Genomic DNA, 19,026 nt, shown 5'->3' on the forward strand with positions numbered 1-19,026 from the left:
AGCGACGCCACCGCCGGCGGCCATTCCTGACCGCCGGCTGTCAATTTCGTCCATTCCCGGCCGATAACCCGGTTGACCGACCATCGCTGTGCACCATGGCCATCCAGACTCCCGCTTCGCCCTCCTCCGGTTCCGACAATCGCGACTTCGACTTCAGCGACCGCGATTTCAAGCGGGTCTGCGACCTCATCTACCAGAAGGCCGGCATCGCCCTGGCCCCGGCCAAGCGCGACATGGTCTATGGCCGCCTGTCGCGGCGCCTGCGCGTGCTCGGCCTGCGCTCGTTCCGCGACTACCTGGACTGGCTGGAGCGCGACGGCGGCGACGAATGGGAGGCGTTCACCAACGCGCTGACCACCAACCTGACCTCGTTCTTCCGCGAACCTCACCATTTCGAGCGGCTGCGCGAGGAACTGCAGAAGCATTCCGGGGCGGCGCCGCTGAAGATCTGGTCCTGCGCCTCGTCCACCGGCGAGGAACCCTACTCGCTGGCGATCACCGCCTGCGAGGCGTTCGGCACGATGACCCCGCCGGTGCGGATCCTGGCCACCGACGTCGACACCCAGGTGCTGGCCACCGCCTCGCGCGGCGTGTACGCGCTGGAGCGCGTCGCCAGCCTGGACCCGGCGCTGAAGCGTAAGTACTTCCAGCGCGGCAGCGGCGCCAACGAGGGCCAGTGCCGGGTGCTGCCGGCACTGCGCGACCTGCTCGAGTTCCGCCAGCTCAACCTGCTGGAGCCGCGCTACGACGTCGCCGGGCCCTACCTGGCGCTGTTCTGCCGCAACGTGATGATCTATTTCGACAAGCCCACCCAGCGCGGCATCCTGTCGCGGCTGATCCCGCACCTGGACGACGACGGCATGCTCTACACCGGCCATTCGGAAAACTATCTGCATGCCGCCGACCTGATCCAGCCCTGCGGCCGCACGCTGTACCGCCGGGCGCAAAAGGATCGCGCATGAGCCCCGCCGCCATGGCTGTAGACCAGGTGATGCGCTATCACGATACGCGCTTCCAGACGACGGCCGCCAAGCTGCTGCCCACCCAATACCTGGTGGTGGACGACGACACCGCGCTGACCACCATCCTGGGTTCGTGCGTGGCCGCCTGCATCCGCGACCCGCTGCTGAAGATCGGCGGCATGAACCACTTCATGCTGCCAGATGGCCAGAGCGGCGACGGCGCGCCGGCGCGCTACGGCAGCTATGCGATGGAAGTGCTGATCAACGACCTGCTCAAGCGCGGCGCCGCCCGCAACCGCCTGGAAGCCAAGGTGTTCGGCGGCGGCAATGTGCTCAAGGGCTTCACCAACAACCCGGTGGGCACGCGCAACGCCGACTTCGTCCTGAACTATCTCAAGGCCGAGCAGATCCCGGTGGTGGCCGAGGATCTGCGCGGCATCCATCCGCGCAAGATCTGGTTCTTCCCCGGCACCGGCCGCGTGGTCGTGCAGCGCCTGCCGCACGCGCACGAGGAGGCCGAGATCGCCGCGGCCGAGTCGGCGGTGCGCGCCCGTCTGGCCAAAGCCCCTGTCACCGGCGCCGTGGAGTTGTTCGAATGAGCCTGGAAGCCCCTTGCCGTGTCCTGATCGTCGACGACTCCGCGGTCGTGCGGCAGATCCTCACCGAGATCCTGTCCGGCGCGCCCGGCGTGGAGGTGGTCGGCTCGGCCGCCGACCCGCTGCTGGCGCGCGAGAAGATCAAGCGCCTGAATCCGGACGTCATCACCCTGGACGTGGAAATGCCGCGCATGGACGGCCTGGCGTTCCTGGAAAACCTGATGCGACTGCGGCCCACGCCGGTGGTGATGATCTCCTCGCTCACCGAGCGCGGCGCCGACACCACCCTGCAGGCGCTGTCGCTGGGCGCGGTCGACTTCGTCTCCAAGCCCAAGCTCGACGTGGCCCGCGGGCTGGAGGAATACGCCGAAGAGATCATCGCCAAGGTCAAGAACGCGGCCAAGGCCAAGGTCCGCGCCCTGGACCGGCCGGCCACGCCGAAGCCGGCCGGCGCCACCGCCACGCCCGCCGCGGTGTCGTCGCTGAAGTTCCGCACCACCGACCGGCTGATCGCGATCGGCGCCTCCGCCGGCGGCACCGAGGCGCTGCGCGTGGTCCTGGAAGGCATGCCGGCCGACGCCCCGGCGGTGGTGATGACCCAGCACCTGCCGGCCGGCTTCAGCACCGCCTTCGCCGAGCGCCTCAACCGGCACTCGGCGATGGCCGTGCGCGAGGCCACCGAAGGCGAAGCGATCCTGCCCGGCCATGCCTACCTGCCGCCCGGCGGCAAGCACCTGCAGGTGATCCGCGACGGCGCCCGCTGGCGCTGCAAGATCGACGACGGCCCGCCGGTCAACCGGCACAAGCCAGCGGTCGACGTGCTGTTCCAGTCGGTGGCGCGCAACGCCGGTGCCAACGCCATCGGCGCGATCCTCACCGGCATGGGCGACGACGGCGCACGCGGCCTGCTGGAAATGTTGCAGGCCGGCGCCAGCACCCTGGTCCAGGACGAGGCCACCAGCGTGGTCTGGGGCATGCCCGGCACCGCCTTCCGCCTGGGCGCGGCGCAGGAAGTGCTGCCGCTGGACAAGATCGCCGAGCGCCTGATCGCGCTGTCCGCGCAGGCCCGCTGACGCATGCCGGGCCGCCGCGTCACCACGTCGAGCGTGCCCAGCGATCCCAGCGTGGAGACGGCACGGGCGGCCGCGGCCTGTTCCGAACTCGATCTGCTGCACTGCCTGCACTACGCCCCGCAAGGGGTGCTGGTGATCGATGCGAAGGCGCGCGTGGTCGCCTTCAACCACACCGCCGAAGCGTTGTGGAACCGCCCGCGCGCGCAGGTGCTGGGCTATCCGCTCGGCGAGCTGGTCGACGCCGAGGTGCGCGACGACTTCCTCGCCAGTTGCCTGCACGAGGACGGCAGCGGCAGCTACGAACTGCTGTTGCGCGACGCCGATGGCGCCGCGCGCTGGCTGGCGGTGAGCGCGGCCCGGGTGCCGCAGAACACCAGCCAGCTGCAGGTGCTGTTCGTGCGCGACGTCAGCGCCGAGCGCGCCCGCGATGCCAGGATGCGGCTGCTGTCGCTCGCGCTGGACTCCAGCGACAACGCGATCGTCGTCTGCGATCCGGAATTGAACATTCTCTACGTCAACGCCGGCTTCAGCCAGGTGTTCGGCTACGCCGAGCGCGACGTGCTGGGACACCTGCCCAGCAACGTGCTGACCGGCCCCGGCACCGACCTGCAGACGGTGCAGCACACCCGCGAACGTGTGCGCGCCGGCTTCGGCCACCAGACCGACATCCTGGCGTACCGCAAGGACGGCACCCCGCTGTGGGCCACCCTGGTGGCCACCCCCATCGCCGGCGAGGACGGCAGCCAACAGCACTACATCCTCTCGTTCACCGACATCACCCAGAGCAAGATGCACGAGGTGCTGCACAAGAACGTGCTGGATGCGCTGGTCCGCGAACAGCCGCTGGTCGAGGTCGCCACGCTGATCTGCAAGGAGGTCGAGCGCATCGCGCCGGAACTGATGGCCGCGATCGTCAGCGTCGACGGCAGCGGCTGCCTGCAGCCCCTGGCGGCACCGAGCATGCCGGCGCGGTTCGGCGAGACCATGACCAGCATGCGCGCGGGACCGCGCTCCGGCGCCCTCGCCACCTCGATCTGGCGCAGCAAGCAGGTGCTGGTGCTCGACCCGCGCACCGACCCGCTGTTCGCCGACTACTTGGGGCTGGTGCAGCATGTGCAGTTGGGCACCTGCGTGGCCACCCCGATCAAGTCCAGCAGCGGCCGCGTCCTCGGCAGCTTCGCGCTGTGCTACCGGCAGGTGCGCGAGCCGCTGCCCTGGCACCTGGGCCTGATCGAACTCTGCGTGCATCTGTGCGCGCTGGCGCTGGAACGCGAGCAGACCAGGGCACGCGTCCACCAACTCGCCTTCTACGATTCGCTCACCGGCTTGCCCAACCGGGTGATGTTCAGCGCCCGCGCCGAGCAGGCCCTGGCCGCGGCCGAGCACCAGGCTGCGCCGGTGGCGATCCTGTTCGTGGACATCGATCGCTTCAAGCGTGTCAACGAAACCCAGGGCCATGCCGCCGGCGACGGCCTGCTGCGCGACATCGCCCGGCGCATCGGCGACACGCTGGGCATGACCGACCTGGTCGGTCGCCAGGCCGGCGACGAATTCGTGTTGATGCTGCCGAACTGCAGCGTCGCGCAGGCCGCCGGCGTCGCCGAGCGCCTGATGCTGGCGCTGGCCGAGCCGCTGGTGGTCGGCCAGGTGACCCTGCACCCCAGCGCCAGCATCGGCGTGGCGATGTTCCCCGACGACGGCCGCGACATCGAGACCCTGCTGCGCCATGCCGACCTGGCCATGTTCCGGGCCAAGCGCGAGGGCGGCGACAGCGTGCGCTACTTCAGTTCCGACATGAACCGCATGGCGCAGGAACGCGTGGCGATGGAGACCGCGCTGCGCGACGCCCTGCATCGCGACAAGCTGCAACTGCACTACCAGCCGCAACTGGACAGCCAGGCGCCGCATGCGCTGTACGGCGTGGAAGCGCTGCTGCGCTGGGAGCATCCCAACCTCGGCGCGATCTCGCCGGCGCGGTTCGTGCCGATGGCCGAGGAATGCGGCCTGATCGACGAGCTCGGACATTGGGTCCTGCGCGAGGCCTGCCGGCAGATGGCCGACTGGCGCCTGCGCGGCATCCCGGTGCCGCGCGTGGCGGTGAACCTGTCGGCCAACAATTTCGCCGATCCGCAGCTGCCGGCGCGGGTCGAGGGCCTGCTCGCCGCCGCCGGCCTGCAGCCGGCCGACCTGGCCCTGGAGATGACCGAGAGCGTCATGCTCTCCAACACCAGCGCGGTGCTGGCCAACCTGCGCCAGCTGCAGGCCGGCGGCGTGCTGCTGTCGCTGGACGATTTCGGCACCGGCTATTCCAGCCTCAGCCATCTGCACCAGTTGCCGGTCAACGAACTGAAGCTGGACATGAGCTTCGTCAGCGACCTGGAGCACTGCCAGACCTCGCGCGCCCTGACCACCTCGGTGCTGCGCATCGGCGAAACCCTGGGCCTGCACACCGTCGCCGAGGGCGTGGAGACCGAAGCGCAACGCGCGTTCCTGGCACGGCTGGGCTGCCGCGTGCTGCAGGGCTTCCTGTTCGCACCGGCGCTCACACCGGCGGCGCTGGAGCACTGGCTGCAGGGGCGTGCGTCCGCACAGCCGACGTCAGCGCAGACGTAAGCGCACGCGAACGCGGCACGTCCGCCGCGCCGCGAAACGCCAGCCACACCCACAAAAAAGCCCAGCAACGCCGGGCTTTTCGTTGCGACTGTGCCGCACAGGCGGCACGTCGCGTCAGCACATCGCCGGGGCGATCAGGCGGCGACCGTGGCGGCCACGTCCTGGTAGTCCTGGATCTGATCGAAGTTCATGTAGCGATAGATCTGCTCGCCACTGGTCTTGATCACGCCCACGTCGGCCATGTACTCGTCCTTGGTCGGGATCCGGCCCAGGCGCGAGCAGATCGCCGCCAGTTCCGCCGAGCCCAGGTACACGTTGGTGTTGCGGCCCAGGCGGTTGGGGAAGTTGCGGGTGGAGGTCGAGAACACCGTGGCGCCCTCGCGCGCCTGCGCCTGGTTGCCCATGCACAGCGAGCAGCCCGGCATTTCCATGCGCGCACCGGCGGCGCCGAAGGTGCCGTAGTGGCCTTCCTTGGTCAGCTCCGAGGCGTCCATCTTGGTCGGCGGCGCGACCCACAGGCGGGTCGGGATGTCGCGCTTGCCTTCCAGCAGCTTGGCCGCGGCACGGAAGTGGCCGATGTTGGTCATGCACGAGCCGATGAACACTTCGTCGATCGCCGCGCCGGCCACGTCGGACAGGGTCTTCACGTCGTCCGGGTCGTTCGGGCAGGCCACGATCGGCTCGTGGATGTCGGCCAGGTCGATCTCGATCACCGCCGCGTATTCGGCATCGGCATCGGGCTCGAGCAGCTGCGGGTCGGCCAGCCACTCCTCCATCTTCTTGATCCGCCGCGCCAGCGAACGCGCGTCGGCATAGCCTTCGGCGATCATCCACTTCAGCAGGGTGATGTTGCTGGTCAGGTACTCGACGATCGGCTCCTTGTTCAGGCGCACCGTGCAACCGGCGGCCGACCGCTCGGCGGAGGCGTCGGACAGTTCGAACGCCTGCTCCACCTTCAGCTCCGGCAGGCCTTCGATTTCCAGGATGCGGCCGGAGAAGATGTTCTTCTTGCCCTGCTTGGCCACGGTCAACAGGCCCTGCTTGATCGCGTACAGCGGAATCGCGTTGACCAGATCGCGCAGGGTCACGCCCGGCTGCATCTGCCCCTTGAAGCGCACCAGCACGCTCTCGGGCATGTCCAGCGGCATGACGCCGGTGGCGGCGGCGAAGGCCACCAGGCCGGAGCCGGCCGGGAACGAGATGCCGATCGGGAAGCGGGTGTGCGAGTCGCCGCCGGTGCCGACGGTGTCGGGCAGCAGCATGCGGTTGAGCCAGCTGTGGATCACGCCGTCGCCCGGACGCAGCGACACGCCGCCGCGGGTGGAGATGAACTCCGGCAGGGTGTGGTGGGTCTTGACGTCGACCGGCTTGGGATACGCCGCGGTGTGGCAGAACGACTGCATCACCAGGTCGGCGGAGAAGCCCAGGCAGGCCAGGTCCTTCAGCTCGTCGCGGGTCATCGGGCCGGTGGTGTCCTGCGAGCCGACCGAGGTCATCTTCGGTTCGCAGTAGGTGCCCGGGCGCATGCCCTGGCCTTCCGGCAGCCCGCAGGCGCGGCCGACCATCTTCTGCGCCAGCGAGAAGCCCTTGCCGGTGTCCGGCGGGTTCATCGGCAGGCGGAACAGGTCCGAGGCCGGCAGGCCCAGGAACTCGCGCGCCTTGGCGGTGAGGCCGCGGCCGACGATCAGCGGGATGCGGCCGCCGGCGCGCACTTCGTCGAACAGCACGTCGGACTTCATCGCGAACTCGGCGATCACCTGCCCGTTCTTCAGCGCCTTGCCCTCGTACGGACGCAGCTCGACCACATCGCCGTGCTCCATCTGCGACACGTCCAGCTCGATCGGCAGCGCGCCGGCGTCTTCCATGGTGTTGTAGAAGATCGGCGCGATCTTCGAACCCAGGCACACGCCGCCGAAGCGCTTGTTGGGAATGTAGGGGATGTCCTCGCCGGTCCACCACAGCACCGAGTTGGTCGCCGACTTGCGCGAGGAACCGGTGCCGACCACGTCGCCGACGTAGGCGACCAGGTGGCCCTTGGCCTTGAGGTCGGCGATGGCCTGGATCGGGCCGCGCTTGCCGTCCTCTTCCGGTTCGAACGGCGCGCCGTCGCGCTTGTTCTTGAGCATCGCCAGCGCGTGCAGCGGGATGTCCGGGCGGGTGGTGGCATCCGGGGCCGGCGACAGGTCGTCGGTGTTGGTCTCGCCCGGCACCTTGAACACGGTGATGGTCAGGCTCTGCGGCACTTCCGGCTTGCTGGTGAACCACTCGGCCTCGGCCCAGCTCTGCAGCACGGCCTTGGCGTGCGCGTTGCCGGCCTCGGCCTTTTCCTGCACGTCGTGGAAGGCGTCGAAGATCAGCAGCGTGTGCTTGAGGCCTTCGGCGGCGACCGCGCCCAGCTCCGGGTTGTCCAGCAGTTCGACCAGCGGATGGATGTTGTAGCCGCCGAGCATGGTGCCCAGCAGTTCGGTGGCGCGGGTGGGCGAGATCAGCGGGGTCTTCTCGCTGCCGAAGGCGACCGCGGCCAGGTACGACGCCTTGACCTTGGCGGCGTCGTCGACGCCGGCCGGCACGCGGTGGCTCAGCAGTTCGACCAGGAACTGCTCTTCGCCGGCCGGCGGATTCTTCAGCAGTTCGATGACCTGCGCGGTCTGCTGCGCGCTCAGCGGTAGCGGCGGGATTCCGAGCGCGGCGCGCTCTGCAACGTGGTGGCGGTAGGCTTCCAACATGCGGGTTCTCCGGGAAAAAACGGTGGGAATGAGCGGTAGCGGTTGCGCGGCGTCAGCCGGCAGGCTTGGGGACGATGATCTTCAAGCCCTTGAAGTAATCGCGGAAAAAACGGTCGTCGCGGGTGATCAGGCCATCGCATTGCAGCAGCGCATGCGCACCGATCAGGAAATCGGCCACCACCCGCTCGCGCTTGCCGCCGCGGGCGCGGAAGCGGCGCTGCATCTCGCCGGCGCGCAGGGCCGACTTGGCCTCCAGCGCGCTGAAGCGGATGCTCATGTCCTCCAGCACCGACAACGCCTCGGCGCCGTCGCGCAACGCGCTGCACACTTCGGCCAGGACGATGTCGCAGACCACCACCGGACCGGTGCTCAGGCACTGGCGCAGGCAGGCTTCGGCGGCGTCGGCCTGCGGGCCGTCGGCCAGCAGATCCACCAGCACGGACGAGTCGATGGCGATCATGCGCCGGCGTCGGGTTCGGGTTCGAACGGATCGCCCGGGGCGCGGCCGCGGATCGCACGCATCGCTTCGTCGGTGCTGGCGAAGCCGTCGAGCTTGAAGCGGCCGCGGGCGCGCGAGATGGCATCGTCCACGCTCTTGCGCAGGATGATCCGGCCGCCGTCCAGTTCCACTTTCAGGATGGTGCCCTTGCTCAGGCCGAGCGCATCGCGGACGGCCTTGGGAAGAGTGATCTGACCGCGTTCGGCGACAGTGGCTTCCATCGGTGTAGGCCCGGTTCGGTATGCACGGATTATACATACTTCGGCCGTCATACCGCCAGCGACGGACACACCGCGGCACAGCGCCCGGTCAGGTAGTGGGGCGCTATGCCGCCACAGGCAACGACCTCGCGGCATCCCCGGCAGCCGCCGCACGCCCGCGCGCGAATGCCGTGCCGGTGACCGCCGCGAACGCAGCGCCGCCCCGCCCTCTTTCAGCGGCTCAGAACGCCACCTGCAGCCGGGTGTTGAAAGTCGTGCCCTGGTCCCTGCCCTGCACCGTGCCGCTGCGGTTGTCGGTCTGCCAGCGGATCACGTCGAGCATCAGCCGGCTGACGTCGTTGAGGTACCAATTGGTCCCGAGCGTCCAGGCCTGGCCACGGCCGCCGCTCGGCAGTTCGGCGTAGTCCACGTCCTCGTAGCGCAGCTTCAGTTCCCAGGCGCCGGCGCCGCCGGCGGTGACCGGGGCGGCGACCTTGACCCGGCCCCAGGTGCCGGTCTTGCCGGCATACGCTGGCAGCGCGCCGGACAGGAACCAGCCGGCCGACACCGCCCAGGCCTGGTGATCCAGATCGTAGCCGCCGGCCGCGTCGCGCCCGCGCAGATTGCGCGTGCCCCACTCGCCGCTGGCCCAGGCCGGGCCGAAGACGCCGGCCAGTTCCGCGCCGTAGCCGTCGCTGCGCTGCGCACCCAGCAGTGTTCCCGGCGCGATCCGGACCTGGTCGTTGAAATGCCCGGCGATCGCCGAACTGCGCAGCACGCCGCTGGCGCCGGCGGCGATCTCCTCGTGGAAGGCCCAGGCGCCCAGGTGCACGGTCGCGGCCTTGCCGGCCAGCGGATTCCAGTGCGCGCGCGCCGCCCAGGTCAGGCTGTCGTTGTCGTCGCCGGCGTTGTTGAGGTCGTTGCCCGCCACCGACAGGCTGGCGTGCCAGCCGCGCCCGTAGACGCGCTCGGTCAGGCCGACGCCGAACAGGCCGCGCTGCGGCAGGATCAGCGTGCCGACCACGTTGCGGTCCTGGAACGGGGTGTTGGACGTGCTGCTGGCGCCATCGATGCCGCGATCGTTCAGGCGATTGCCCACGCTCAACTCCGCCGGCAGGCCGAACAGGCGATGGTCGACGCTGGCGTACACCGATTTCCAGGCCACCGCGTTGTCGGCAAAGTCGCCCTCCACCACCCAGCCGAGCTGGCCGTAGCGGCCTTCGGCGCCGAGTCGGACCGAGCGGATCTCGGTGCCGGACAGGTTGCGCTGGCTGGCAGCGGAACCGTCGGTGCTGGAGGCATCGACGAACAGGCGGCCGCGCGGACGGAACACCACGTTGCCGTCGGCGCTGGCGAACTCCGGGGCGCCCTTCGACCAAGACACCTTCGGCGCCTTGGCCTGGGCCGATTCGAGCGCGGCGACGCGGCCTTCCAGCGCCGGCGCGGTGGCGACGGACGCCGTGGTGGCGGGCGCCGGACTCGGCGCGGCGGGGGCCTGCAGCGCGTCGAGCCGCGCCTGCAGTTGCTGGATCTGCAGCGCCTGCTGCCGCACCAGCGCGGTCAGTTCGACCTGGCTCAATGTGGCCGGCGCGGCCGGCACGGTTTGCGCAGCGGCCTCGTTGGCGCCGCCGAGCAGCAGGCCGAGCGCGAGCGTCAGCGCTGCGCGGGGCAGCACGGGATGGGGATGCATGGATGGGTCTCTCCGGCCAGCCGGGCGCCTGGCCTGGCGCTGGCCCGTTGCGATGGTGCGGGGGGATGCGATGCGCGCGACAGGCGCGCCACCGGCTTGGCCGGCGGCGCGCGGCCGCGGTCAGCTGGTGGCCTGGTTCTGCGCGTTGGGACGCCAGGTGATCAGGCGGTTCTCGATCACGTCCAGCAGCGCATCGATGAGGAGCACGAAGGCGGCCAGGATGATGATGCCGGCGAACACGCCCACGGCATTGAAGTTGCCCTCGGCCTGCGCGATCAGGTAGCCCAGGCCGGCGGAGGCGCCGAGATATTCGCCGATGATCGCGCCGACCACGGCAAAGCCCACCGAGGTGCGCAACGACGACAGGATCCAGCTCGCCGCCGCCGGGAAGTACACGTGGCGCAGCAGGTCGCGGCGGTTGGCGCCGAGGATGCGCGCATTGGCCAGCACCACCGGATTGACCTCGCGCACGCCCTGCATGGCGTTGAAGAACGTGGTGAAGAACACCAGGGTCACCGCCAGCGCCACCTTCGACCACAGGCCCAGGCCCAGCCACAGCACGAAGATCGGCGCCAGCACCACGCGCGGGATTGCGTTGAAGCCCTTGATGAAGGGGTCCAGGATCCGCGCCGAGCGCCGGCTCAGGCCCAGCCAGACGCCGCCGGCCACGCCCAGCGCGGTGCCGATGACGTAGCCGAGCGCGGTTTCGGTCAGGGTGATGTAGACGTGCTGGTAGAAGCCGGTATCGGACAGCCAGGTCCAGGCCTGCTGCACGATCGCGGTCGGCGCCGGGAAGAAGAACGGGTCGATCAGGCCGAGGGCGATGCCGCCCTCCCAGCCGCCGAACACGGCCACGACCAGCGCGAGCTGGATGAGTTTGTCAGTCTTGGCGTGCATAGCTCTTCTCCACTTCGCCGCGCAGGCAGGCCCAGATGTCGCGGTACAGGTCGGTGAAACGCGCGTCGAGCTTGATCTCGGCGACGTTGCGCGGACGCGGCAGGTCCACGTCGAAACTGCGCACCACGCGGCTGGCGGGGCCGGAGGACAGCACCACCACGCGGTCGCCCAGCGCGATCGCCTCCTCCAGGTCGTGGGTGATCAGGATCACCGAGCGGCGCTGCTCCTGCCACAGCCGCAGCAGTTCGTTCTGCATGAGGTGGCGGGTGTGGATGTCCAGCGCCGAGAACGGCTCGTCCATCAGGATCACCTTCGGCTCGACGATCAGCGCCTGCGCCATCTGCACGCGCTTGCGCTGGCCGCCGGAGAGCTGGTGCGGGTAGCGGTGTTCGAACCCGGCCAGGCCGACCTTGGCCAGCCAGGCATTGGCGCGCTGCCTGCGCTCGGCCTCGGCCACGCCGCGGAAGCGCAGGCCCAGCTCCACGTTCTGGAAGGCGGTCTTCCACGGCAGCAGCGCATCCTGCTGGAACAGGTAGCCCACCGCTTCCTGTACGCCGGCGACCGGGCGGCCATCGATGACGACCTGGCCGGCGGACGGCGACAGCAGCCCCGCCACCGAGTTGAGGATGGTGCTCTTGCCGCAACCGGTGGGACCGACGATGGCCAGGAACTCGCCATCGGCGACCTGGATGTCCACGTCGCGCACGGCGGTGAAATCGCCGAAGGACATGGTGACGTTGTTGATCGCGACCATCGTCTGCGCGGGATCGAGGTGCGGCGCGCCGTTGAGGCGCTGCACGGTAGCGTTGCGTGCCATGGTTCCTCCGCTCACGGTTGGGCCGCCTTCCCCGCACCGCTGGCGCGGTCGACGAAGGCGTTGGTGTAGGTCTTGGACAGATCGATGTCCGCGCGCGCCACGTCCTTGTTGAACTCGCGCAGCACGGTCAACGGCGTTTCCAGGTCGGCGGCGACGAAGCGCCCGTCGCGGGTGAAGATGGCGCGGGCGTTCTCCACCGCCCGCGCATAGGTAGCGCGGTCGCCGGAGACATAGGCATCGGGCAAGGCCGCGACGATCTCCTCGGCGGAGTGGTCGGCGATGAAGCGCAGCGCCATCTGCTCGGCACGCACGATCTTCTCCGCATCCTGCGGCCGCTGCTCCAGGAAGCTGCGGTTGGCGTACATCACCGAGGTCGGGTACAGCCCGCCGTAGACCTGGCGCGCACCGGCATCGCTGCGCGCATCGATCAGGATCCTGCCGATCTTGCGCTCGCTGATCAGGGTCGCCGCCGGATCGTAGTTGACCAGCAGGTCGATCTTGCCCTGCTCCAGCGCCGCCACTGCGGTCGCGCCGGAGCCGACGCCGATCAAGGACACCGCACGCTCGGCGATGCCGTTGCGCGAGAGGTAATGGCGCACGAAGAAATCGGACGATGAGCCCGGCGCGGTGATGCCGACCTTCAGTCCCTTGATGGTCTGCGGCCTGGCCGGATCGAAGGCGGTGTCGTTGCGCCCGGCCAGCACCAGCCCGGAATTGCGCGAGAGCAGCACGAAGGCGACCACGTCCTTGCGCTTGGACTGCATCTGGATGGTGTGGTCGTAGAAACCCACCGCCACGTCGGTGGAGTTGGCCACCAAGGCCTGCAGCACCTTGGAGCCGCCCTGGGCGAAGTTCTCGGTCTTGACCTTGACCCCGACCTGGTCGAAATAGCCATTGGCGTCGGCGATGAAGAACGGCAGGTTGTTGAGATTGTAGGACCCGACGCTGATGCGCACGGGCGTGGCGTCGGCGCTCGCCGCATCGCCGCCGCCCTTGCCGCAGGCGGTGAGGAGCAGCAGGCCGGCCGCGGCGAGCGCCGCGGTGAAGAACGTTCTGGACAACATCGATCCCTCCCAGGATTGAAGCGTGTGCGTTGTCGGTCGCGACGCCGTGCGTGCATGCAGGCGCCGGGCCGGTTCAGGTCATGTCAGGCCGCGGAGATCCATTGGCGGGCCTCGGTGGACATGGGCGAGGTCGCGAAGACCCGCCCTTCGAACAGCCGGCGGGCGGTGCGCACCACGCTGGCGACGATCGGCGCATCGGCCGCGGTGCGGCTCAATCCCACCTCCAGGGCGCCGCTCGGATGTTCAAGGACGACGTGGCGCGGCAGCGCCGCATCGCCGACGAAGACGTTGGCCAGGGTGCCCGGCGTGGCCGCCGCGGTGGCGATGCCGACCGCGCCGGTGATGGCCAGCGCGGTGTGGCACTGCTGCGGCATGAAATAGCGCACCTGCAGGTCCCCGCCATGCTGCGGTGCCGACAGCAGCACCGGCTTGGGAATCACCTTGCTGCCGGGATCGGCGATGCCCATGCGTGCGCCGGCCTGGACCCGCAGCCCCTCCAGCCGCGCCAGCAGCGCGGCATCGGCATTCAGCTCGGCAGGCGAGGCATCGCCGCGCACGCCGAGATCGGTGGCGCGCAGCAACATCATCGGCATGGCGCAATCCACCAGACTGGTCACGACACCGTCGATGGTGTCCTGCGCCTGCCCGCTCGGCAACAGCTTGCCGGTGCGTGCGCCGGCCGCGTCCAGGAACGACAGCCAGATCGGCGCCGCCGCGCCGGGCGCCCCGGCGATGCGCGTCTCGCCGCGGTACACCACCCGGCCGTGCGGGGTTTCCATCGTGGCCACGATCAGCTTGCCGGTATTGACGTTGTGGATGCGCACCTGGGTGCGCGGATGCTGCGCCTGCACCAGCCCGCGCTCGATCGCGTACGGCGCCACCGCCGCCAGCATGTTGCCGCAGTTGGGCGAGGTGTCCACCACCTGCTGGTCGACCCGCACCTGCGCGAACAGATAGTCCACGTCGGCGTCGGCGCGGCTGGAACGGTCGACGATGGCGACCTTGCTGGTCAGCGCGTTGCCGCCGCCGATGCCGTCGATCTGCAGCGGATGACCGGCGCCCATCACCTCCAGCAACAGGCGGTCGCGGCGGGCGGGATCGGCCGGCAGGTCCGGCGCGAAGAAGAACGGCCCCTTGGAGGTGCCGCCGCGCATGAGCACGCAGGGAATGCCGAGCAGATCGTTGGACATGGTGTAGATTGATGCGCCATTAAGATGAATGTCTTCGTCTGATTCGATACTGGCATGACCCCAATTGATCTGTGAATTGCTAACTTTTGGATGATTGATTACCCATGAGCATCAATTGCGAAATCCTCGACCTGCGCGCGTTCCTGCTCGTGGCCGAGACGCGCAGCTTCCATCGCGCCGCCGAGGCGCTGCACATGTCGCAGCCGGCGCTGAGCCGGCGCATCCAGAAGCTGGAACAGGCGGTCGGGTCGCCGCTGCTGGAACGCACCACCCGCAGCGTGGCCACCACCGCCATCGGCGAGAACCTGCTGCCGCTGGTGCGGCGCATGATCGAGGAGTTCGACGGCTCGCTGTTCTCGGTGCGCGGCCACGACGATGCGCGCGGCGCCACCGTCACCATCGCCTGCCTGCCGACCGCCGCGTTCTACTTCCTGCCCAGCGTGATGGCACGCTTCCGCGAGGCGCATCCGCATGTGCGCTTCCGCATCCTCGACATTCCCGCCACCGAGGGCCTGCAGGCGGTGGAACGCGGCGAGGTCGAGTTCGGCATCAACTTCATGGGCGCCAACGATCCCAACCTGGATTTCGACGTGCTCGCCGAAGATCCCTTCGTGCTGGCCTGCCGCCGCGACCATCCATTGGCGAAGAAACGCCGGATCGAATGGGCCGACCTCGCCCAGCACCAGTTGATCACCGTGCACCGCACCAGCGGCAACCGCACCCTGCTCGACGGCGCGCTGGCGCGCGAGAACCTGAAGCTGAGCTGGCACTACGAAGTGACCCACCTGTCCACCTCGCTGGGCATGGTCGAAGCCGGCATCGGCGTGTCGGTGCTGCCGAAAATGGCCACGCCCGACGGCGAGCATCCGATCCTGGTGACCCGGCCGATCGGCAACCCCGTGGTCTCGCGCACCATCGGCATCGTGCGCCGGCGCAGCGCGCTGCTCTCGCCCAGCGCCGAGCGTTTCCTGCAGATGCTGATGAGCCGCTGGCGCGGCAAGCCGTGACACGAGCGCTACATCTGAACGTGTAAGCTTCCGCCCGACGCCTTGGGCCGCCGCGCCTTCCGGCCGCGCCGCAACGCGGCGCAACGCCGGCAACGCAACGTCCCGGCACTCGCAAGCAGGCTCGCGAAAGCGCGCCAATGCAAGCCATCCGCAATCAGGAGTTCCCCGCATGAACGACTCGTTCTCCACCCGCAGCCAGCTGCACGTCGGCGGCAAGACCTACGGTTACTTCAGCCTGCCCAAGCTCGGCGAGCGCTTCGACATCTCGCGCCTGCCCTACTCGCTGAAGATCCTGCTGGAGAATCTGCTGCGCCACGAGGACGGCGGCGCGACCGTCGGCAAGGAGCACATCGAAGCGGTGGCGCAATGGCAGCCGACCGCCGAGCCGGACACCGAGATCGCGTTCATGCCGGCGCGCGTGGTGCTGCAGGACTTCACCGGCGTTCCGTGCGTGGTCGACCTGGCGGCGATGCGCGACGCGGTGGTCAAGCTCGGCGGACGCCCGGAGCAGATCAATCCGCTGATCCCCTCGGAACTGGTGATCGACCACTCGGTGCAGGTGGACGTGTTCGGCAAGCCCGACGCGCTGGATCTCAACGGCAAGATCGAATTCCAGCGCAACAAGGAACGCTACGGTTTCCTGCGCTGGGGCCAGAAGGCCTTCGACAACTTCAAGGTGGTGCCGCCGAACACCGGCATCGTGCACCAGGTCAACCTGGAGCACCTGGCGCGGGTGGTGATGACCGGCGAACGCGACGGCGAGGCGCTGGCCTACCCCGACACCGTGTTCGGCACCGACAGCCACACCACCATGATCAACGGCATCGGCGTGCTCGGCTGGGGCGTGGGCGGCATCGAGGCCGAAGCGGCGATGCTCGGCCAGCCCTCGTCGATGCTGATCCCGCAGGTGGTGGGCTTCAAGCTCACCGGCAAGCTGCCCGAAGGGGCCACCGCCACCGACCTGGTGCTGACGGTGACGCAGATGCTGCGCAAGCACGGGGTGGTCGGCAAGTTCGTCGAGTTCTTCGGCGACGGCCTGCAGCACCTGCCGCTGGCCGACCGCGCCACCATCGGCAACATGGCGCCGGAGTACGGCGCCACCTGCGGCATCTTCCCGATCGACGCCGAATCGCTGACCTACCTGCGCCTGTCCGGCCGCAGCGAAGAGCAGATCGCGCTGGTCGAGGCCTACGCCAAGGCGCAGGGCCTGTGGCACGACGCCGACAGCGCGCATGCCAGCTACAGCGCGACGCTGGAACTGGACATGGGCGACGTCAAGCCGTCGCTGGCAGGCCCCAAGCGCCCGCAGGACCGGGTGCTGCTGGAAGACATGCAGCGCAACTTCCGCGACAGCCTGGTGCCGTTCGCCGACGCGCGCGCCAAGCGCCGCAGCGACGCCACGCAGGAAGACCGGCTCAAGAACGAAGGCGGCGGCGGCACCGCGGTCGGCGCCCAGGCGGCGCACGCGCAGGACGCCGAGGCCAGCGGCGCCGGCTGGCGCCTGCGCGACGGCGCGGTGGTGATCGCGGCGATCACCTCCTGCACCAACACCTCCAACCCGGCGGTCATGCTCGGCGCCGGCCTGCTCGCGCGCAACGCCGTGGCCAAGGGCCTGAAGGCGCAACCCTGGGTCAAGACCTCGCTCGGGCCGGGCTCGCTGGTGGTCACCGACTACCTGAAGAAGGCCGGGGTGATGGGCGACCTGGAACAACTCGGTTTCTACGTGGTCGGCTACGGCTGCACCACCTGCATCGGCAACTCCGGCCCGCTGCCGGAGGACGTGTCCGCGGCGATCGCGCAGGACGACCTGGTGGTGGCCTCGGTGCTGTCGGGCAACCGCAACTTCGAAGGCCGCGTGCATCCGGAAGTGAAGATGAACTACCTGGCGTCGCCGCCGCTGGTGGTCGCCTACGCCATCGCCGGCACCACCGACATCGACCTGACCCGCGACCCTCTGGGCACCGGCAGCGACGGCCAACCCGTGTACCTGCGCGACATCTGGCCGAGCAACAAGGAGATCGGCGACACCATCGCCGCCACGGTCGGCCCGGAAATGTTCAAGCAGAACTACGCCGACGTGTTCAAGGGCGACAGCCGCTGGAACACCATCGCCTCGCCCGACGGCGAGCTGTACGCCTGGGACGGCGCCTCCACCTACATCAAGAACCCGCCCTACTTCGAGGGCATGACCATGCAGGTCGGCCGCATCGAGGACGTGCATGGCGCGCGCGTGCTGGGCCTGTTCGGCGATTCGATCACCACCGACCACATCTCCCCGGCCGGCAACATCAAGAAGGACTCGCCGGCGGGCCGCTTCCTGCAGGAACGCGGCGTGCAACCGGCCGACTTCAACAGCTACGGCAGCCGCCGCGGCAATGACGACGTCATGGTCCGCGGCACCTTCGCCAACATCCGCATCAAGAACCTGATGTTCGGCGGCGAGGAAGGCGGCAACACCCTGTACTACCCGCCCGGCGGCGGCCAGCCGGAAAAGCTCGCGATCTACGACGCGGCGATGAAGTACAAGGCCGATGGCGTGCCGCTGGTGGTGATCGGCGGCAAGGAATACGGCACCGGCTCCTCGCGCGACTGGGCGGCCAAGGGCACCAACCTGCTCGGGGTCAAGGCGGTGATCGCCGAGAGCTTCGAGCGCATCCACCGCTCCAACCTGGTCGGCATGGGCGTGCTGCCGCTGCAGTTTCTCGACGGCCAGAACGCGCAGAGCCTGGGCCTGGACGGCTCGGAGGTGTTCGAGATCACCGGCCTGCAGGACGGCGCCAGCAAGCGTGCCAAGGTCGTCGCGACCAAGGCCGACGGCGGTACGCAGTCCTTCGAGGTGGCGGTGATGCTGCTGACGCCGAAGGAAGTGGAGTACTTCCGCCATGGCGGCCTGCTGCAGTACGTGCTGCGGCAGTTGGCTGCGCGCTGACCGACCCTGCGGTTTCCGGCAGCGGAAGCCCGGCCCCCGCGCCAGCGCGGGGGCGCTGCGCCGGCACGCGAACCCATGGTTCGCAAGCGTGCCGGCTCGCCCACCACGGCGGCCTGCTGCAGTACGTGCTCCGGCAGTTGGCTGCGCGCTGACCGACCCCGCGGTTTCCGGCAGCGGAAGCCCGGCCCCGCGCCAGCGTGGGGGCGCTGCGCCGGCGCGCGAACCCATGGTTCGCAAGCGTGCCGGCTCGCCCACCACGGCGGCCTGCTGCGGTAAGTGCTCCGGACGTTTGGCAGCACAGCCCAGCTCGCTTGTCGGTTTCCGGCGGCGAAAGCGCGACCCTAGTGGCGGCTATTGCACTGCGCAGCACAGCGGGCAGCGAAATGGCCATGTCCAGTTACTCATCCGTAGCCACGACCTCCGTTGCTGTTGCTGTTGCGTTTGCTCCTGCTCTTCCGGGTTCCCTTCCGAAGCGGCGGCCAGCCCGGGGAAAAACCCCGAAGGGGCGGCGCACATGGACGTGCGCCGTCCGCGGCAGGGGCAGGATGCCCCTTCCGCGGATCCCCGGGCTGGACGCGGGCCCGGAGGGCGCAGCGCGTAGGGCGCGTAGGCAGGGTGTGCTTGACCAGCCTTCGGCTGTGGTAAAGCGCTTCTTTTGGTTACTTTTCTTTGCACAAGCAAAGAAAAGTGACTCGCCGCCAGGCGAAAGCTTTGCGTTGCAATTCCACGGTGCCAGCACTTATCGGAGCGTTCCAAACGCTCA

Annotated in this window: 14 protein-coding genes; 6 read left to right on the forward strand and 8 right to left on the reverse strand. The window is 69.1% G+C overall.

Annotated elements, in window-relative coordinates; all coding sequences use genetic code 11:
- Nucleotides 1-95: 95 nt before the first annotated feature.
- From FHR56_RS05910 to FHR56_RS05925, 4 genes are read left to right on the forward strand one after another with little or no spacing between them, the layout of a single operon-like run.
- Entirely contained in the window at nucleotides 96-962 is an 867-nt protein-coding gene (locus tag FHR56_RS05910; protein WP_160946670.1) for a CheR family methyltransferase, read from the forward strand.
- Nucleotides 959-1,561, forward strand: coding sequence for a chemoreceptor glutamine deamidase CheD (gene cheD, locus FHR56_RS05915; RefSeq protein WP_048489105.1), 603 nt, complete (start codon nucleotides 959-961; stop codon nucleotides 1,559-1,561). The genes FHR56_RS05910 and cheD overlap by 4 nt, the downstream gene beginning before the upstream one ends.
- Nucleotides 1,558-2,631, forward strand: coding sequence for a chemotaxis response regulator protein-glutamate methylesterase (locus FHR56_RS05920; protein WP_160946669.1), 1,074 nt, complete (start codon nucleotides 1,558-1,560; stop codon nucleotides 2,629-2,631). The genes cheD and FHR56_RS05920 overlap by 4 nt, the downstream gene beginning before the upstream one ends.
- A gap of 3 nt (nucleotides 2,632-2,634) precedes the next feature.
- Nucleotides 2,635-5,244 carry an EAL domain-containing protein gene (locus FHR56_RS05925; RefSeq protein WP_160946668.1) on the forward strand — a complete coding sequence of 870 codons (2,610 nt, stop codon included), beginning with the start codon at nucleotides 2,635-2,637 and terminating at the stop codon, nucleotides 5,242-5,244.
- A gap of 134 nt (nucleotides 5,245-5,378) precedes the next feature.
- Here the strand turns inward: FHR56_RS05925 and acnB are convergent, their stop codons facing one another.
- The 8 genes from acnB to FHR56_RS05965 all read right to left on the reverse strand — a co-directional run bounded on the left by acnB (nucleotide 5,379) and on the right by FHR56_RS05965 (nucleotide 14,327).
- The gene (gene acnB / locus FHR56_RS05930) at nucleotides 5,379-7,970 is read right to left on the reverse strand and encodes a bifunctional aconitate hydratase 2/2-methylisocitrate dehydratase (RefSeq protein WP_160946667.1); all 2,592 of its coding nucleotides are present in this window, start codon (nucleotides 7,968-7,970) and stop codon (nucleotides 5,379-5,381) included.
- 52 nt (nucleotides 7,971-8,022) lie between these two features.
- Nucleotides 8,023-8,430, reverse strand: a complete 408-nt coding sequence (locus tag FHR56_RS05935) for a type II toxin-antitoxin system VapC family toxin (protein ID WP_019798091.1) — start codon at nucleotides 8,428-8,430, stop codon at nucleotides 8,023-8,025.
- Nucleotides 8,427-8,690: an AbrB/MazE/SpoVT family DNA-binding domain-containing protein gene (locus FHR56_RS05940; RefSeq protein ID WP_010343322.1), complete on the reverse strand. Its 264-nt coding sequence runs from the start codon at nucleotides 8,688-8,690 to the stop codon at nucleotides 8,427-8,429. The genes FHR56_RS05935 and FHR56_RS05940 overlap by 4 nt, the downstream gene beginning before the upstream one ends.
- Before the next feature lie 220 nt (nucleotides 8,691-8,910).
- Nucleotides 8,911-10,359 (reverse strand): porin, encoded by a 1,449-nt coding sequence (locus tag FHR56_RS05945; RefSeq protein ID WP_160946666.1) that lies wholly within the window; start codon nucleotides 10,357-10,359, stop codon nucleotides 8,911-8,913.
- A 120-nt stretch (nucleotides 10,360-10,479) separates the two neighbouring features.
- Entirely contained in the window at nucleotides 10,480-11,256 is a 777-nt protein-coding gene (locus tag FHR56_RS05950; RefSeq protein ID WP_160946665.1) for an ABC transporter permease, read from the reverse strand.
- On the reverse strand, nucleotides 11,240-12,073 hold the full coding sequence (locus tag FHR56_RS05955) for an ABC transporter ATP-binding protein (protein ID WP_160946664.1): 834 nt from the start codon (nucleotides 12,071-12,073) through the stop codon (nucleotides 11,240-11,242). Before FHR56_RS05955 ends, FHR56_RS05950 begins: the two co-directional genes overlap by 17 nt.
- A gap of 11 nt (nucleotides 12,074-12,084) precedes the next feature.
- Nucleotides 12,085-13,137 carry an ABC transporter substrate-binding protein gene (locus FHR56_RS05960; RefSeq protein ID WP_160946663.1) on the reverse strand — a complete coding sequence of 351 codons (1,053 nt, stop codon included), beginning with the start codon at nucleotides 13,135-13,137 and terminating at the stop codon, nucleotides 12,085-12,087.
- Between the two features lie 83 nt (nucleotides 13,138-13,220).
- Nucleotides 13,221-14,327 carry a 4-oxalomesaconate tautomerase gene (locus FHR56_RS05965; RefSeq protein ID WP_160946662.1) on the reverse strand — a complete coding sequence of 369 codons (1,107 nt, stop codon included), beginning with the start codon at nucleotides 14,325-14,327 and terminating at the stop codon, nucleotides 13,221-13,223.
- Between the two features lie 104 nt (nucleotides 14,328-14,431).
- On the opposite strand from FHR56_RS05965, the gene FHR56_RS05970 reads away from it, so the two are divergent.
- Both FHR56_RS05970 and acnA read left to right on the forward strand, forming a co-directional pair.
- Nucleotides 14,432-15,334, forward strand: a complete 903-nt coding sequence (locus FHR56_RS05970; RefSeq protein WP_010343328.1) for a LysR family transcriptional regulator — start codon at nucleotides 14,432-14,434, stop codon at nucleotides 15,332-15,334.
- Nucleotides 15,335-15,503: 169 nt separating this feature from the next.
- Nucleotides 15,504-18,263 (forward strand): aconitate hydratase AcnA, encoded by a 2,760-nt coding sequence (acnA, locus tag FHR56_RS05975; protein WP_160946661.1) that lies wholly within the window; start codon nucleotides 15,504-15,506, stop codon nucleotides 18,261-18,263.
- The last annotated feature ends 763 nt before the right edge of the window (nucleotides 18,264-19,026 follow it).

It is taken from the genome of Xanthomonas sp. F10 (assembly GCF_014206815.1).
Taxonomy (GTDB): Bacteria; Pseudomonadota; Gammaproteobacteria; order Xanthomonadales; family Xanthomonadaceae; genus Xanthomonas_A; species Xanthomonas_A indica.

Excerpts from the sequence above, each read along its gene's own strand:
- acnA (WP_160946661.1), top strand. The coding sequence starts at position 15,504 with ATGAACGACTCGTTCTCCACCCGCAGCCAGCTGCACGTCGGCGGCAAG.
- FHR56_RS05965 (WP_160946662.1), bottom strand. The coding sequence starts at position 14,327 with ATGTCCAACGATCTGCTCGGCATTCCCTGCGTGCTCATGCGCGGCGGC.
- FHR56_RS05920 (WP_160946669.1), top strand. The coding sequence starts at position 1,558 with ATGAGCCTGGAAGCCCCTTGCCGTGTCCTGATCGTCGACGACTCCGCG.
- FHR56_RS05970 (WP_010343328.1), top strand. The coding sequence starts at position 14,432 with ATGAGCATCAATTGCGAAATCCTCGACCTGCGCGCGTTCCTGCTCGTG.
- FHR56_RS05925 (WP_160946668.1), top strand. The coding sequence starts at position 2,635 with ATGCCGGGCCGCCGCGTCACCACGTCGAGCGTGCCCAGCGATCCCAGC.
- FHR56_RS05910 (WP_160946670.1), top strand. The coding sequence starts at position 96 with ATGGCCATCCAGACTCCCGCTTCGCCCTCCTCCGGTTCCGACAATCGC.
- acnB (WP_160946667.1), bottom strand. The coding sequence starts at position 7,970 with ATGTTGGAAGCCTACCGCCACCACGTTGCAGAGCGCGCCGCGCTCGGA.
- FHR56_RS05960 (WP_160946663.1), bottom strand. The coding sequence starts at position 13,137 with ATGTTGTCCAGAACGTTCTTCACCGCGGCGCTCGCCGCGGCCGGCCTG.
- FHR56_RS05955 (WP_160946664.1), bottom strand. The coding sequence starts at position 12,073 with ATGGCACGCAACGCTACCGTGCAGCGCCTCAACGGCGCGCCGCACCTC.
- cheD (WP_048489105.1), top strand. The coding sequence starts at position 959 with ATGAGCCCCGCCGCCATGGCTGTAGACCAGGTGATGCGCTATCACGAT.
- FHR56_RS05945 (WP_160946666.1), bottom strand. The coding sequence starts at position 10,359 with ATGCATCCCCATCCCGTGCTGCCCCGCGCAGCGCTGACGCTCGCGCTC.
- FHR56_RS05950 (WP_160946665.1), bottom strand. The coding sequence starts at position 11,256 with ATGCACGCCAAGACTGACAAACTCATCCAGCTCGCGCTGGTCGTGGCC.
- FHR56_RS05940 (WP_010343322.1), bottom strand. The coding sequence starts at position 8,690 with ATGGAAGCCACTGTCGCCGAACGCGGTCAGATCACTCTTCCCAAGGCC.
- FHR56_RS05935 (WP_019798091.1), bottom strand. The coding sequence starts at position 8,430 with ATGATCGCCATCGACTCGTCCGTGCTGGTGGATCTGCTGGCCGACGGC.